This window comes from Methylomonas sp. MED-D (assembly GCF_050276835.1).
GTDB classification, from domain to species: Bacteria; Pseudomonadota; Gammaproteobacteria; order Methylococcales; family Methylomonadaceae; genus Methylomonas; species Methylomonas koyamae_A.
Window position 1 is genome coordinate 197,158 of record NZ_CP189965.1, and the last position, 14,563, is coordinate 211,720.

14 protein-coding genes and 1 pseudogene are annotated in these 14,563 nt (G+C 57.9%); 4 read left to right on the top strand and 11 right to left on the bottom strand.

Going from position 1 to position 14,563, the window contains the following annotated elements; genetic code table 11:
• Window positions 1-34: 34 nt before the first annotated feature.
• The 9 genes and pseudogenes from trpC to ACQE3E_RS00880 all read right to left on the bottom strand — a co-directional run bounded on the left by trpC (window position 35) and on the right by ACQE3E_RS00880 (window position 8,808).
• Window positions 35-832: an indole-3-glycerol phosphate synthase TrpC gene (gene trpC / locus ACQE3E_RS00840; protein WP_313729345.1), complete on the bottom strand. Its 798-nt coding sequence runs from the start codon at window positions 830-832 to the stop codon at window positions 35-37.
• Between the two features lie 129 nt (window positions 833-961).
• Window positions 962-1,126, bottom strand: coding sequence for a hypothetical protein (locus ACQE3E_RS00845; RefSeq protein WP_175463757.1), 165 nt, complete (start codon window positions 1,124-1,126; stop codon window positions 962-964).
• Between the two features lie 131 nt (window positions 1,127-1,257).
• Entirely contained in the window at window positions 1,258-1,956 is a 699-nt protein-coding gene (locus ACQE3E_RS00850) for a hypothetical protein (protein ID WP_313729344.1), read from the bottom strand.
• A gap of 810 nt (window positions 1,957-2,766) precedes the next feature.
• A pseudogene (locus ACQE3E_RS00855) lies at window positions 2,767-3,413 on the bottom strand (DUF6680 family protein).
• 60 nt (window positions 3,414-3,473) lie between these two features.
• A complete protein-coding gene (guaA, locus tag ACQE3E_RS00860; RefSeq protein WP_168030276.1) occupies window positions 3,474-5,060 on the bottom strand; it encodes a glutamine-hydrolyzing GMP synthase in 1,587 nt (528 codons plus the stop codon).
• 81 nt (window positions 5,061-5,141) lie between these two features.
• The gene (locus ACQE3E_RS00865) at window positions 5,142-6,110 is read right to left on the bottom strand and encodes a class I SAM-dependent methyltransferase (protein WP_313729341.1); all 969 of its coding nucleotides are present in this window, start codon (window positions 6,108-6,110) and stop codon (window positions 5,142-5,144) included.
• A gap of 67 nt (window positions 6,111-6,177) precedes the next feature.
• A complete protein-coding gene (gene guaB / locus ACQE3E_RS00870) occupies window positions 6,178-7,644 on the bottom strand; it encodes an IMP dehydrogenase (RefSeq protein ID WP_064026411.1) in 1,467 nt (488 codons plus the stop codon).
• Window positions 7,645-7,738: 94 nt separating this feature from the next.
• Entirely contained in the window at window positions 7,739-8,209 is a 471-nt protein-coding gene (locus ACQE3E_RS00875) for a hypothetical protein (protein WP_313729340.1), read from the bottom strand.
• On the bottom strand, window positions 8,209-8,808 hold the full coding sequence (locus ACQE3E_RS00880) for a CPBP family intramembrane glutamic endopeptidase (RefSeq protein WP_281021974.1): 600 nt from the start codon (window positions 8,806-8,808) through the stop codon (window positions 8,209-8,211). The genes ACQE3E_RS00875 and ACQE3E_RS00880 overlap by 1 nt, the downstream gene beginning before the upstream one ends.
• Before the next feature lie 86 nt (window positions 8,809-8,894).
• Here ACQE3E_RS00880 and ACQE3E_RS00885 point away from each other — a divergent pair, with 86 nt between their 5' ends.
• The 4 genes from ACQE3E_RS00885 to dinB all read left to right on the top strand — a co-directional run bounded on the left by ACQE3E_RS00885 (window position 8,895) and on the right by dinB (window position 11,683).
• Window positions 8,895-9,167 carry a YcgL domain-containing protein gene (locus ACQE3E_RS00885; RefSeq protein WP_064026405.1) on the top strand — a complete coding sequence of 91 codons (273 nt, stop codon included), beginning with the start codon at window positions 8,895-8,897 and terminating at the stop codon, window positions 9,165-9,167.
• A 103-nt stretch (window positions 9,168-9,270) separates the two neighbouring features.
• A complete protein-coding gene (locus ACQE3E_RS00890) occupies window positions 9,271-10,290 on the top strand; it encodes a DUF2333 family protein (protein WP_064026403.1) in 1,020 nt (339 codons plus the stop codon).
• A 7-nt stretch (window positions 10,291-10,297) separates the two neighbouring features.
• Entirely contained in the window at window positions 10,298-10,600 is a 303-nt protein-coding gene (locus ACQE3E_RS00895) for a DUF4389 domain-containing protein (protein WP_064026401.1), read from the top strand.
• 6 nt (window positions 10,601-10,606) lie between these two features.
• On the top strand, window positions 10,607-11,683 hold the full coding sequence (gene dinB / locus ACQE3E_RS00900; RefSeq protein ID WP_313729339.1) for a DNA polymerase IV: 1,077 nt from the start codon (window positions 10,607-10,609) through the stop codon (window positions 11,681-11,683).
• A gap of 18 nt (window positions 11,684-11,701) precedes the next feature.
• Here the strand turns inward: dinB and ACQE3E_RS00905 are convergent, their stop codons facing one another.
• Complete coding sequence (locus ACQE3E_RS00905) at window positions 11,702-14,035, bottom strand: molybdopterin cofactor-binding domain-containing protein (RefSeq protein ID WP_427501145.1); 2,334 nt, start codon at window positions 14,033-14,035, stop codon at window positions 11,702-11,704.
• Window positions 14,032-14,499: a (2Fe-2S)-binding protein gene (locus tag ACQE3E_RS00910; protein ID WP_064026395.1), complete on the bottom strand. Its 468-nt coding sequence runs from the start codon at window positions 14,497-14,499 to the stop codon at window positions 14,032-14,034. Before ACQE3E_RS00910 ends, ACQE3E_RS00905 begins: the two co-directional genes overlap by 4 nt.
• Window positions 14,500-14,563: the final 64 nt, after the last annotated feature.

The window sequence follows — 14,563 nt, forward strand, 5'->3', positions numbered from 1 at the left end:
GCGGCGAGCATCAGCGAATCCGAAAATAACGGACTTAGAAAAACAACTCGCGCATCTTCTTACCCGGCGATTCGGCGCGCATGAAGGCTTCGCCGACCAGGAAGGTGTATATGCCGTTGTCCTGCATCAGTTTGACGTCGGCCGGAGTGTGGATGCCGCTTTCGGTGACGATCAATTTGTCGGCCGGAATCGTGTTTTTCAGGTCCAGCGTGGTTTGTAGGGACACTTCGAAGGTACGCAGATTGCGGTTGTTGATGCCTATCATATGGGTGTTCAGCGCCAAGGCCCGTTCCAGTTCCTCGGCATCGTGCACTTCCACCAACACGTCCATGCCCAAACCGGTCGCGGTATCGGCCAGTTCCTTCAGCATCGCGTCGTCCAGCGCGGCGACGATCAACAAGATACAGTCGGCGCCCAGCGCCCTCGATTCGTGGATTTGATACGGATCGATCATGAAATCCTTACGGATCGCCGGCAGCGGGCAACGTTCGCGGACCATTTGCAGATTGGCTTCCGAGCCCTGGAAAAATTCCTTGTCGGTCAACACCGACAAACAGGTCGCACCGTTGAAGGCATAATCGACCGCGATTTCCACCGGCTTGAAGTCCTCGCGGATCACGCCTTGGCTGGGCGAAGCCTTTTTGATTTCGGCGATGATTGCCGGTTTTTGCTGGTCGGCCTTGTTGCGCAAGGCCTGGTAAAAGCCGCGCGGAGCCTGCACGGTGCCGGCCAATTCTTGTAGCATAGCCAACGGTGTGTTGTTCTTGCGGCGCGCTACTTCTTCGGCTTTTTTGGCGAGGATGGTTTTGAGGATGTCGGGTGTGTCGGTCATGTTGTGTGGTTTGGCTAGGTGATGTATCGCTAATGCTCGGATTATATTGCAAAGTGTTCCGGACTCGGCGTCAAAGCCATTCGGCTTGATTCTTTTTATTCGCTCGCGGCAACGGCGCGTTAGACGATTTCAGCCGCAGGGGCCACAAGCGCCTTTTCCAACCAAGCCGAAATAGGCCGGTTGTTTGCCCTGTCGCAGTGGCTTGCCGGATTGTTCCTGAATAAAGATGGCGGTTTTATAGGGGCGCCAGAGCGTCGGCGCTTCGGCGTGGGCGCCGACGCGGTAGTACTTCATCTTTCGCGCTGTTTGTTGGACTGAGAACGGCATTGTTATCAGTCCAGCAGCAACAATGCTCGGGGCGGAACTATGGAATTCTATCTGGCCGGGTTAGCGAGTATCCAACCCGGCTTTTCCGGCGTCGCACGCTAAACAAACACCTTCGCAGTCCGGGCTTGTTGCTTAGAGCCGCTTAACACCCAGCCTATTAACAAGACCGACAAGGGAAGCGCTAACGAAGGAATAGGCACTGGAACAGGTAACAGAAGCGGCGTAATTCCAGCCAGCGCGGCTTGCGGCGACAATGGTTGAGCAAGAAATCCGCTCGACGTAGTTTGATCCGCTTCAACGAAATTATAGCTTGCTTGTCCTGGAGACCAATGCGAGTAATAACTAAAAACTCGGTTTGAACTGTCAGGCGTAACGCCGTCGTAACTCCAGCGTATATATCCAACACCCTGACCCAGGTTAAACAGATCGGTATTGCCAATTTCCAAATTCCAACCGCTCGGTCCCGATAACAAACTAATTTCTTGATCCGAGAAATACGGAATAGTTAATGCGGCGTGTTCGTTGATTTGCTGGCCAAATATTTGATAGCTATATTGCCATAAGCTTTCAGCTTCGTTATAGCCCAATCGCTGACCAATAAGGACAGGATTCGAGGCAGGAACACCTTCGGGTGGCTGTCCTGGCGATATTGTTATACCGGGCAATTCCGGGCGAATGGTTACTTCGGGGACCGTTATTTGATTTGAGTGGATTGGCGTATTATCGATAACTTCGCTAGCGTGAGCATTGAATGAAAATACGCCAATCAATGCCGGCCATAATAATTTCCTGAACATTTTTGTTTCCTTACGTTTGAAAATAGGAGATGTCTGGAAGTAGAGTGTTTCGAGTCTCTACCACGGAGCTTGTCGCGCCGAACTGACTCTAACATATTAACTGATTGCGGAGCAATCCCGATTACCGTTATCGCGCTCCCGCGTGGATGCAATCCAGCGTTTCCCGCATCATCATCTCGCTAAACACTAGTTCGGCGTTTAGGCCTTTCTGCCAAAATGGGAATTCGCGGTCGTTCTTATGCGCGGCCTTGGCGAAACGCAACTTTTGCAAAAGGCGCTCGGCTTTTGTTGTTGCGGCAGGTCGATGATTCGCCGGTCAGAGTAGGATTTGAAACTGGCGACGCATTTGTCCAAAACCGTAGCCTGGGCGACAGGTTTTCCAGGATCGCGTAAGCGAAGAGTTTGAAATTGGCGTGCTGCCGTTGGTATCGCCAAGTATCCAGAACGATTTGAATGGCATCAGGGCGGGTAAACTCCGGCTGACTTTATTCTCGTTACAGGTTAGAAATGGGGTTTGTCCGGTTTGGTGATGAGGTTGCGGCTGCTGCCCATTTTGCCTCCCTTGGTTACGGACGCTGCTATGCTATAGCGTGGTCAAGCGGTGCTTGCCGCCGCTCGAACCTCTACGGTTGTAGGAAGTGACCCTGTTGGAGCGGGCTTTGGCAGTTATTCGCTTGCAAACACGACGCCACGCGGGGTGGCAAGGCTATATTGCAGCGACTTTGTCTTCGCCCTGGATGCACAGAAGATGTCGAGATGAGATGTGTATAACGTGAACGCAGAGCGCGGGAACGATGGAAATCAGGGTTACTAATCGGGTTTCGCGATATTACTCGGTTGTTCGCTTTCACCACCAGGCGTTTCTAACGATGATTCCGAATCGTGATTATTAACTCCAGGGAAAGAAGTTACCGCCATTGGTAGTGATTTATCTCCTTTTACAATACTTTCTAAACCAGTTAAAAGATTGAGCTGTATATTTTCAATCGTTCCGTGAGCTTCCGGTCGATAACAGTCCCTTTGAAGCTGAACTTTATCGTAGTCATAGTTTAAGGATTGCGCCATTGCATAAAGCAAATCAGTAAACAGCTCATCGCATTTTTTAGCCATGCCTCACCTGACTCATATGTATTTCTTTGGCCTAGGTGGTTATTATAATTCTTCCAACAATTAGTAACTGCTTGTTCTTTTTGAGTTTGATATCGCGTTCTTATAAGTGGAATCATTTGACCATAAAACTCAATGTCAATCATGTTTAGAGCTTGAACATGGTCTCTATTTAGGCGCTCTGCTCGTGTAGACATCAAGGTTTTGAACAACCTGATACGACGTTCCTTTTTTTCACTAAAATTTTCAAGAAATTTCTGAGCCTGGACAGCAAGGATTGGCCCCACAATGACTGAAATGGTCATTATCCAATCTTTAGTATCCATATTCAGTTCATTAATCAAAGGCATGGTGCCAAGCCCTAAAAAATTACGAATTAGATGTTGAATGTTTTATTTTTCAGCGCATCTTTACTCCCACTCAATCGTCGCCGGCGGCTTGCCGGAGATGTCGTAAGTTACTCTGGAAATCCCCGGCACTTCGTTGATGATGCGCCTTGAGACCAAGTCCAGAAAGTCGTAGGGCAAGTGGGCCCAGCGGGCGGTCATGAAATCGATGGTTTCGACAGCGCGCAAGGCCACGACGTAGTCGTATTTGCGGCCGTCGCCCATTACGCCGACCGATTTGACCGGCAGGAACACCGCGAAGGCCTGGCTGACTTGGTTGTACAAATCATGGCGATACAGTTCTTCGATGAAGATGGCGTCGGCCTTGCGCAGTAAGTCGGCATAGGATTTTTTGACTTCGCCGAGGATGCGCACGCCCAAGCCGGGACCGGGGAAGGGGTGGCGGTAGATCATGTCGGCCGGCAGGCCCAGTTCCAGGCCGAGTTTGCGGACTTCGTCCTTGAACAGTTCGCGCAGTGGTTCGACCAGTTTCAGCTTCATGTTTTCCGGCAGGCCGCCGACGTTGTGGTGGGATTTGATCAGATGCGCCTTGCCGCTTTTGGCGCCGGCCGATTCGATGACGTCCGGGTAGATCGTGCCTTGCGCCAACCATTTGGCGTCGGTCAGTTTGCCGGCTTCCTCGTCGAAAATCTCGACGAACAATCCGCCGATGATTTTGCGTTTTTGCTCCGGGTCGTTGACGCCGGACAGTGCGCTCATGTAGCGGGCCTCGGCATCGACGCGGATGACCTTGATGCCCATGTGTTCGGCGAACATTGCCATGACCTGATCGCCTTCGTGCAGGCGCAACAGGCCGGTATCCACGAACACGCAGGTCAGTTGCGAGGCTATGGCGCGGTGCAATAAGGCCGCGACCACCGATGAATCGACGCCGCCGGACAAGCCGAGAATCACTTGGTCGCTACCGACTTTTTCGCGCACCGCGTTGATGCTATCTTCGATGATGTTGCTGGCGTTCCACAGCGCCGCGCAGCCGCAGATGTCCAATACGAAGCGGCTCAGGATGCGGCCGCCCTGCTTGGTGTGGGTGACTTCCGGGTGGAATTGCAGCGCGTAGAAATTGCGCGCCTCGTCGGCGATGCCGGCAATCGGCGCGCCGTCGGAGCTGGCGATCAGTTTGAAGCCGTTCGGCAATTCGACCACGCGGTCGCCGTGGCTCATCCATACGTCGAGTAGGCCGTAGCCTTCCGGTGAGACGTGGTCTTCGATTTCCGTCAACAGTTTGGAGTGGCCGCGAGCGCGAATTTGGGCGTAGCCGAATTCGCGGTGGTCGGAGGACTCGACCTTGCCGCCCAACTGTTCGGCCATGGTTTGCATACCGTAGCAAATGCCCAGTACCGGCACGCCTAATTCGAACACGGCCTGCGGCGCGCGCGGGGTGTCGCTGCTGGTCACGGTTTCCGGACCGCCGGACAGGATGATGCCCTTGGCGCCGAAGTTTTTGACTTCGTCGTCGCGACTGTCGCAGGAATAAATCTCGCAATACACGCCGATCTCGCGGATGCGGCGGGCGATCAGCTGCGTGTATTGCGAACCGAAGTCGAGGATCAGGATTTTGTCGGCGTGGATGTTGGATGCGGGAGTCGTCACGGGAACACCTTGAAGTAACGGAAGCGGCTTGGGCTTTAATCTAGCCCAAGCCGTCGGAAATAACAGAAAATCGGTCGCTGCCTAGAGTACGCGATACTCGCGGTACAGCTGATCCAGCAGGGCTTTGCTATCGGCGACCGGCTGGTTCAGTCCGCGCTCGGCGATGCTGCGTTGCAGTTTTTTCAAAAACCGCAGATAGGGCGCGGCCCGCATGAAGTGGCGCAGGTTGGTATGGCCGCGCACGATCGCGCCGATCCGGTCGGCGTTGCCGCTCAGCGCTGCCGAGTCGGCTCGGACTTCGGCGGGTTTGAAGAACATCGTCAAGTTGCCGCCGTCTTCCGATAAGCGGTATTCGCTTGCGGTCAGGCCGACTTTTTCGCCCATCCGTTGCAGGGTGTTGGCGTTGAAATTGAACAGATGGGCTTCGTGAAAGCTGCTGGCCGGCGATTGGCAGACGGCCTCGACGTTGGGTACTTCGACAACCAGGATACCGTCGGGTTTGAGCAGGCCGCGCAGGCGGCCGAGCACCGCGCTGGGGTCTTCGGTGTGTTCCAGCACGTGCCAAATCGTGACTAGGTCGAAACTGGCGTCGTCGAGTGCGGCGTCCTGGATGAAGCCGATTTGCAGATTCAAGCCGTATTGGGCGGCGGAATATTCGCCGTAGCCCTTGTTCGGTTCGATACCTTGCAGCTCGTGGCCCAGCGATTGAATCAGGTAGGCGAATTCGCCGCCGCCGGTGCCGACGTCCAACACCCGTCGGCGTTGCTGCAACAGATGCTTGATCTTGGCGTGGCGTTCCAACGCCACCCGGCCGGCGCGCAGGATATGCTTGGCCTTGGGCGCGTAGGTTTGCTTATAGGCCAGACGGTAGTCGTCGGCGTAAAACTGGCGGGGGTCGTGCGGAAACGGGTCGCTCCATACCAGGCCGCAATCCTTGCAGATTACGGTGCGTAACGCCGCGCCGCTACGGGAACGGTTGGACAGTACCTCGACATGGCGGCCGCCGCACAGGTTGCAGGGCATGGAGGATTCGAGTTGGTTTGCTTGCATGCTGATTTCCGGAAACCCGCCGTCGCCGGTCGGCGACGGCCAGGGAGCGGACCGGGATCGGTCCGGATTAGTTCATGTGGTAGTTGGGCGCTTCCTTGGTGATCGTCACGTCGTGGACGTGGCTTTCCCGCATGCCGGCGCTGGTGACTCGAACGAACTGAGCATTGTTGTGCATTTCTTCTATCGTGCTGTTACCGGTATAGCCCATCGCCGAGCGCACGCCGCCCAACAATTGATGGACGATGGCCAGTACCGAGCCTTTGTAAGGCACCCGGCCTTCGATGCCTTCCGGCACCAATTTTTCGACCTGCTCGGTATCTTCCTGGAAATAGCGGTCGCTGGAGCCTTGTTGCTGCGACATCGCACCCAGCGAGCCCATGCCCCGGTAAGATTTGTACGAGCGGCCCTGGAACAATTCGACTTCGCCGGGGGCTTCCTCGGTGCCGGCGAACAAGCCGCCCAGCATCACCGCGTGAGCGCCGGCCGCCAATGCCTTGGCGACGTCGCCGGAATAACGAATGCCGCCGTCGGCGATCAGCGGCACGCCGCTGGCTTTCAAGGCGTCGGCGACATTGCTGACCGCGGTGATCTGCGGCACGCCGACGCCGGCGACGATACGGGTGGTGCAGATCGAGCCGGGACCGATGCCGACCTTGACGCCGTCGGCACCGGCTTCGACCAGCGCCTTGGCTGCCGCAGCCGTGGCGATGTTGCCGCCGATGACCTGAACCTGCGGAAAGTTTTGTTTGACCCAGCGCACCTTGTCCAGCACGCCTTGCGAGTGGCCGTGGGCGGTGTCGACGATAATCACGTCCACGCCGGCCTCGACCAGCGCGCCGACCCGTTCGCCGGTGTCGGCGCCGGTCCCGACCGCCGCGCCGACGATCAGCCTTTCCTGCTCGTCCTTGCAAGCTTGCGGATTGTCCTTGGCTTTTTGAATGTCCTTGACGGTAATCATGCCGCGTAAATGAAAGGCGTCGTTGACCACCAGGACTTTTTCGATGCGGTGGGTATGCAGTTTTTCGATGACTTCCCGGTGGCTGAAGCTTTCGCGCACGGTGACCAGCTTGTCTTTCGGCGTCATGATCTGGCTGATCGCCACGTCGAGGCGGGTTTCGAAACGCAAATCTCGGCTGGTAACGATGCCGACCAATTCTTCACCGTCGACGACCGGCACTCCGGAAATATTCTTGGCGCGGGTCAGTTCCAGCACTTCGTGGACCGTGACGTTGGGCGAAACCGTGATCGGGTCCTTGATGACGCCGCTTTCGTATTTTTTGACCCGCCGTACTTCGCCGGCCTGCTGCTCGACCGTCATGTTCTTGTGGATGATGCCGATGCCGCCTTCCTGGGCGATCGCGATCGCCAAGCGGGCTTCGGTAACGGTGTCCATCGCCGCCGAAACCAGCGGGATGTTCAGGGTGATTTTGCGGGTCAGCCGGGTTTTCAGCTCGACTTCGCGGGGTAATACGGAAGAATGGGCCGGCACCAATAACACGTCATCGAAGGTGAGCGCTTCCTGAATAATTTGCATAATCACACCTGGGGCTAATCTTTAATAAGCCCGCCATTGTACAACCTAAGCGCCCATCCTAAAAATCGGAAATAGTCAACGGGATTTGCCGGCATCACGGGGTTTTCCGGGTCAGCTCGGCGACAATGCGCTGATATTCCTCGGTCTTGGGTCGATGCAGATACACGCCCAGCGCCGCCATCAGGCTGAAAATATAGAGGGTGTTGTAACCGTCCCCGATCAGAAACATCCCGAAACCGAACAGCCCGACCCATGCGATCAGCCCCTGGGTGACCGCAATCGTGACCAGATAGCGGGCCGCCGCCGGTTTGGGGCCTGGCATGGTCTGGTTCAGACGCAGCAGGACGTGGCGCAGCAGATTGGTGAACGGAAACAGCACGATGGCAATGCCGTACAGCACGCTACGGATCAGCTCGCGCCGGTCGGCCGGCCAGCCGAGCTGAAACTCGTTCGGCCAGAAGTGGCAAAACGCGTTGTAGGCTAGCAGCAGCGCCAGCATCGCGACGCAGATCAGTTTGTGGGCCGTCAGCTTATCGTGGTTGTCTCGACCAGGCGACTCGGGCATTACTGGCTCCTTAACTGGCGGTGGCGGTAATCGCGCAGGATAACAACAAACGCGACGAAGTCGTAAGCGGCGTGGGCCACCATCGGCATCAGCAGGTTGCGCTCGCCGCCGTAATCCAGCAAAACGCCGAGATAGAGACCGATCAGCAAGGCCAACACCGCGTACAATGGGGTTACCGCGTGTACCAGCGCGAACACCGTGTTGCTCAGCCAGAGCGCGGGCAGCGCGCCCCAACGGTTCTCCAGCCACGGCTGCAAAAAGCCGCGAAACAACGCTTCCTCGCCGAAGCCGGCTAGACCGGCCAGAATCAGCAGATCGGACCAGTGCCGTCCGACCAGTCGGGCGCCCAACGTCTCCAGCAGCAATTCGCGAATGTCGCGCAACGCCGGATATTCCAGCGCTTGCAGCGCGAAAAACACGATCAACAGCGGCAGCGTGGCCAATAAGCCGTTCGCCAATGCCGGTTCCGACCAATCCAAGCCCGCGAACGGATCGACGTCGGTCAACCAGCCGAACAGAACCGCCAGCGGCGCCAAGCCGGCCTCGAATAGGCAGGCCAGCCGGAAAAAACGGTCTTGCGGCGGAATCGAATCGGACATTAGCGGTGGCTGCGAGAAGGGGTTGACCGAAAATTCTAAACAAAAACCGTTAAAATTGGCAGTCCAAACCAATCCGAGAGCCGCGCATGCAATGCTTTATTTATAAAAGCCTTAAAAAAGACGAACTCTATTTATATCTGGACAAGAAAGACGATTTCTCGGCTTTACCGGCCGATTTGTTCGCCAGCTTGGGTCGCTTGCAATTCGTGATGGAGCTGGAGTTGACGCCGGAACGCAAACTGGCCAGGGAGAAGGTCGAAAAAGTCATCGCCAGCCTGCGGGCGAAAGGCTTTTTCGTGCAACTCCCGCCCACTCGGCTGGCCGATCCGCTATCGCTTGCCAACGCCAAGCTGCACTGAAATCGGCGAATGCCAACCGGTTAATCCGTGCTAACATGGTCGCATTTTTATCGGGGGGCGGCTTTCTCCTGTTTCTCAAAAGACTCACCGGGAATTGTTACAAATGTCAGATAATCCATTAGCTTACGAAGACTCCAAGTCGAGAGGCATTCTGTGGGGATTCGGATCCTTGGTCAGCGTGGTGGTCATCGTGATGCTGGTTTTGGGGGAATGGTGGAGCCAGGAGCCGGAACAATTCAGCGTCGAAGATGAAGCGATCGAACGCATGAACGTGACCCACACCGATCAAATGCCGATCGGCTACGTCTACGCCAACACGCTGGCGCACATTGCCGACGTGATTTTATTCAAGGCCGGCGGGTACTTATCCAACGACGTGGCGCCGCCCGGCTTGTTCTGCGATAACATCCAAAGTTTCGAGTACGGCGCGCTGGTCATGCTGCGCGATGGCACCACCGCCTTGCGCAACCACTTCGCCCGCGACCAGTCGCAATCGGCCGAAGACCCGGATTTGGCGAAAGCGGAGCCTTATTTTTACTACGAACGCAATTCCTGGGCGCTGCCGTCCACCGAATCCGAATACGTTAAAGGCGTCGAGGCATTGCATGGTTACATGGCGCGTTTGCAAAATCCGACTTCGGAATCCAAACCGGCCCAGTTTCATGCCCGCGCGGATAACCTGTGGCAATACACCGAGGTTGTCATCAAACGCTTGGGCGGATTGTCCACCCGTTTGGCGGCCAGTACCGACCGCTTCTCCGGCGCCGCGCACGGCGACCCCTCCAACCCGGTCGATATGAACATGCCGACCATCGGTCAAACGCCTTGGCTGGAAATCGATAACGTGTTCTACGAAGCGCGCGGCGCCAGCTGGGCCTTGTTACACATTCTGCGGGCAATCAAGCACGATTTTTCCGACATTTTGCTCGACAAGCGGGCGATGAATACGCTGGACATCATGATCCAGTCGCTGGAAAAAGCCTTGACGCCGACCTTGAGTCCGGTGGTATTGAACGGCGATGGCTTCGGCCTGTTCGCCAACTATTCGCTGGCGCTGGCCAACTACATCGCCCGAGCCAATGCGGCGGCCTTGGACTTGCGCGACGTGATGAACCGGGGTTAAGGCGGCGATGCAGGACCAAATCAACGAAAACCTGAAAAAAATCGAAACCTGGAAGCGGATCATCTTCATGGTGATCTACGCGGCCATCGACAGCCTGGTGAAGTTGTTGCTGTGGCTGGTAATTCTGTTGCAGGTCGGCTCGGTGCTGCTGACTGGCGCATGCAATCCCAACATCCTGAATTTCGGCCGCTCGCTGTCGATTTATCACTACCACATTTTGCTGTTTCTGACCTTCAATACCGACAAATTGCCGTTTCCGTTCGCGGACTGGAACGACACTGCCAATCTGGAATTGCCCCACAAACCCTAGTACGCCATGACCGAGGTGCCGCGCAAAATCATCCATATCGACATGGATGCGTTTTACGCGGCGGTCGAGCAACGCGACCACCCGCAATACCGCAACAAGCCGGTCATCGTCGGCGGCCAGCCCGATTCGCGCGGCGTTGTCGCCACCTGTAGCTACGAGGCCCGCGTGTTCGGCGTGCATTCGGCGATGCCGTCGTCGCAGGCCTACCGGCTCTGTCCGCAAGCGATTTTCGTTAGACCGCGTTTCGACGTGTACCGGGTTGTTTCGGCAGCCATCCGCGCCATCTTCGCCCGCTATTGCGATTGCATCGAGCCCTTGTCGCTGGATGAAGCCTATCTGGACGTCAGCTCGGCCGAATCGGCGATGCGATTGGCCGGGCAAATCAAACAAGCCATTCGCCGGGAAACCGGACTAATCGCTTCGGCCGGCGTGTCCTATAACAAGTTTTTGGCGAAAATCGCCTCGGATTTGGGCAAACCGGACGGTTTGCACTTGATCACCCCCGAGCAAGGCCCCGCCTTCGTCGAAACCCTAGCCGTCGGCAAATTTCACGGTATCGGTCCGGCCACCGAACGCAAGATGCAGGCGCTTGGGATACTGACCGGCCTGGATTTAAAAAAAGCCCCGCTGGCCTTGTTGCAACAGCATTTCGGGAAGGCCGCCCAGCATTATCACGACATCGCCCGAGGCGTCGATCACCGGCCGGTGCGGGCCGACAGACAGCGCAAATCGGTCGGCGTCGAAACCACCTTCGAACGGGACGTCGCCGACGCGGCGACTCAGTCGCGTTTGCTACAGGCTTTATTCAGCCAAGCCCTGTTACGGCTGACCGAAAAGCAGATGACGGCTTACACGCTGACGGTCAAAATCAAGTACCGCAACTTCGTGCAAGTGACCCGCGCCCGGACGCTGGATCGACCGATCGCCGACGACGCGGATACGCGCCTATTGCTAGCCGAGTTGTTGCACAGCGCCGGCACCGGCAGCGAGCCGGTGCGATTATTGGGGGTCACCTTATCCGGCCTGGACCCGGAGCGCTCCGCCGGGCAGTACCACCAGCTCGATTTATTCGAACACCTCTAGGACAGGATGACCCGACGCTCAGGCGCTTTCCAACTGATCCTTGATCGGCAAATGACGGATACGCTGGCCGGTTGCCGCGAAAATGGCGTTGCACAGTGCTGGCGCGATCGGCGGCACGCCGGGTTCGCCGACGCCGCCCAACGGCACATCGAAATCGCCGGCCGGCAGCAAATGCACCCGAATCTCGCGCGGTGCATCGTCGATTCGGGCGATTTGGTAGGCATGGAAATTATCCTGTTGCACAGCGCCGTTCTTGAAACTGATCTCGCCTTGAGTAGCCAAGCTGACACCCATATTGCAAGCGCCTTCGATTTGCGAGCGTATCCGTTCCGGGTTGACTTGCGGGCCGCAGTCGACGGCGATGTCGATGCGGGGAATGCTGAGTTTGCCGTCCGCGCCAACCGCGACTTCGGCGACCACCGCCACATAGGTGACAAAACTGTAATGCGCCGCCAGGCCCAGACCTTGACCCTTGGGCAAGGTGCGGCCCCAGCTGGCTTCGCGGGTCGCGGTTTCGACGACGCGGCGCAGGCGGCCGGTATCGATCGGATAGCGTTCCGGCGACTCGCCGTGGTTCCAGTTGTCGCCGAGTCCGCGTGGATCGATTTTGCGAGGCGGACCGATCAAGGCCAGCAAAAAATCGCGGTGATCCTGGCCGGCCGCCGCCGCCAATTCGGCGACGAAGGATTGCACCGCGAACGCGTGCGGAATGTTCGAAACCGAACGGAACCAGCCGATTCGGGTGTGAGCCTCGGCCTCGGCGGTTTCGATGCGCAGATGCTTGATCGCGAACGGCACGTTGATCACGCCCATGCCCAATTCCACCGGCATCGGCAATTTGCTGCCGGCGACGAAGGTCGAGGAAATGCTCGGCGAGGCGGTGCGATGCAACCAAGACAAGGGCTTGCCTTCCGCGCTCAGTCCGGCTTCCAGGCGATCGAGCGTCACGGTGTGGTAGTAGGAATGATGCAAATCGTCTTCGCGGGTCCAGGTGACCTTGACCGGTTTGCCGGCCATCGCTTGCGACAGCAAGGCCGCTTCGATCACATAGTCCGGCATCGATTTGCGGCCGAAGCCGCCGCCGAGCAAGGTGACGTGAACCGCTACCTTGTCCTCGGGTAGTTTCAGCCATTTGGCGACCTTTTCCCGGCTCAATTGCGGCGCTTGCGTGCAAGCCCACACTTCGCAACGGCCGTTGCCGATGCGGGCGGTCGCCGCCGGCGGCTCCATCGGTGCCTGGGCCAGATGCGGGACGTAATATTCGGCTTCGACGCGCTTGGCGGCGGATTTCAGCGCCGCCCCAACATCGCCTTCCTGGCGGACTACCTTGGCCGGTTGGCGCGCCGCCGCCTCAAGCTCGGCTTGGTAGGCCGAGGAGTCGTACCCGGCGTGCGGGCCGGCGTCCCATTCGATTTTCAACGCCGCGCGTCCCTGTATCGCCGCCCAGGTATTGGTCGCGATCACCGCAATGCCGCCCAGCGGATTGAATTCGGCCGGCGGCGGACTGCCGGGCAATTCGACGATCTTGATCACGCCCTTCACGGTTAGCGCGGCACCGGCATCGTAGCTCTTAAGCTTGCCGCCGAAGACCGGCGGCCGGGCAATCACGGCATACAACATGCCTTTCAGTCGAGTATCGATGCCGTATTGAGCCTTGCCGGAAACGATGTCGGCGCCGTCGTAAATATCCGACTGGCCCTTGCCGATGTAGCGAAATTCGGTCGGCGCTTTCAATCGCAGGGTATCTCGTTCAGGCACCGGCAGTTTCGCCGCCGCCTTGGCCAGTTCGCCGTAGCCGACGGTCTTGCCGCTGGGTAGATGTTTGACCTGATGCAGCTCGGCGCGTACCTCTTCGAGAGGCACGCGCCATTTGGCCGCCGCCGCCGCTTCCAGCATGCGCCGGGCCGCCGCGCCGACCCGGCGCATCGGCAGGAAAAAATGCCGAGTGCTGCGCGAGCCGTCGGTATCCTGATTGCCGAAGCGGACCTCGTCGCCGGGCGCTTGCTCAACCCTCACCCGTGCCCAATCGGCTTCCAGTTCGTCGGCGACCACCATCGGCAAACTGGTACGCACGCCCTGACCCATTTCCGAGCGGTGGCAAACGATGGTGACCATGCCGTCGGCGGCAATTGCGACGAACACCAGCGGATCGTCTATCCAGCCGTGCGGCATCGCGTCGGCGCCGTACTTTGCCGGGGTTTGCGGCGATGCGGTTTCGTCGGCTTTCAACAAGGCCGGAAAGCCCGCGGCCAGCACGAAGCCGGTCAGCGCGCTGGTTTTCAGGAACTCGCGGCGGCTGACGTTGACGATGCTCAGCGCGTCGCCGGGACGATCGGAAAACGGCCGGTTCATACGGGCTCCTCGTTCAGACTCGCGGCTTGTTTGATCGCCGCGCGGATGCGTTGGTAAGTACCGCAGCGGCATAAATTCACGCTCATCGCCTTGTCGATGTCTTCATCGCTGGGCCGAGGGTGTTGTTTGAGCAGCGCGGTGGCCGACATGATTTGTCCGGACTGACAATAGCCGCATTGCGGCACGTTCAAGGCCAGCCAGGCGTCCTGAACCTTGCGGCCGACCGGGTCGTTGCCGACGGCTTCTATCGTGACGATTTTCTTGCCGGCCGCCGCCGAGATCGGCGTCACGCAGGCGCGGGTGGGGGTGCCGTCCAGATGCACCATGCAGGCTCCGCACACCGCCATGCCGCAGCCGAACTTGGTGCCGGTCATGCCGAGCCGGTCGCGCAAGGCCCACAGTAGCGGCGTGTCGTCGGGCAGATCGATTTTATGGCGTTTGCCGTTGATATCGAGCGTGGTCATGGTCTATCGCTCCGTTAGGTGTCGCGAAAAATGCCGTGTGGCGAGTGGGCGCATCGTACACGGC

Coding starts and splice junctions, on each gene's coding strand:
- trpC (WP_313729345.1), bottom strand. CDS start 832: ATGACCGACACACCCGACATCCTCAAAACCATCCTCGCCAAAAAAGCC.
- ACQE3E_RS00845 (WP_175463757.1), bottom strand. CDS start 1,126: ATGAAGTACTACCGCGTCGGCGCCCACGCCGAAGCGCCGACGCTCTGG.
- ACQE3E_RS00850 (WP_313729344.1), bottom strand. CDS start 1,956: ATGTTCAGGAAATTATTATGGCCGGCATTGATTGGCGTATTTTCATTC.
- ACQE3E_RS00865 (WP_313729341.1), bottom strand. CDS start 6,110: ATGCAAGCAAACCAACTCGAATCCTCCATGCCCTGCAACCTGTGCGGC.
- guaB (WP_064026411.1), bottom strand. CDS start 7,644: ATGCAAATTATTCAGGAAGCGCTCACCTTCGATGACGTGTTATTGGTG.
- ACQE3E_RS00875 (WP_313729340.1), bottom strand. CDS start 8,209: ATGCCCGAGTCGCCTGGTCGAGACAACCACGATAAGCTGACGGCCCAC.
- ACQE3E_RS00880 (WP_281021974.1), bottom strand. CDS start 8,808: ATGTCCGATTCGATTCCGCCGCAAGACCGTTTTTTCCGGCTGGCCTGC.
- ACQE3E_RS00885 (WP_064026405.1), top strand. CDS start 8,895: ATGCAATGCTTTATTTATAAAAGCCTTAAAAAAGACGAACTCTATTTA.
- ACQE3E_RS00890 (WP_064026403.1), top strand. CDS start 9,271: ATGTCAGATAATCCATTAGCTTACGAAGACTCCAAGTCGAGAGGCATT.
- ACQE3E_RS00895 (WP_064026401.1), top strand. CDS start 10,298: ATGCAGGACCAAATCAACGAAAACCTGAAAAAAATCGAAACCTGGAAG.
- dinB (WP_313729339.1), top strand. CDS start 10,607: ATGACCGAGGTGCCGCGCAAAATCATCCATATCGACATGGATGCGTTT.
- ACQE3E_RS00905 (WP_427501145.1), bottom strand. CDS start 14,035: ATGAACCGGCCGTTTTCCGATCGTCCCGGCGACGCGCTGAGCATCGTC.
- ACQE3E_RS00910 (WP_064026395.1), bottom strand. CDS start 14,499: ATGACCACGCTCGATATCAACGGCAAACGCCATAAAATCGATCTGCCC.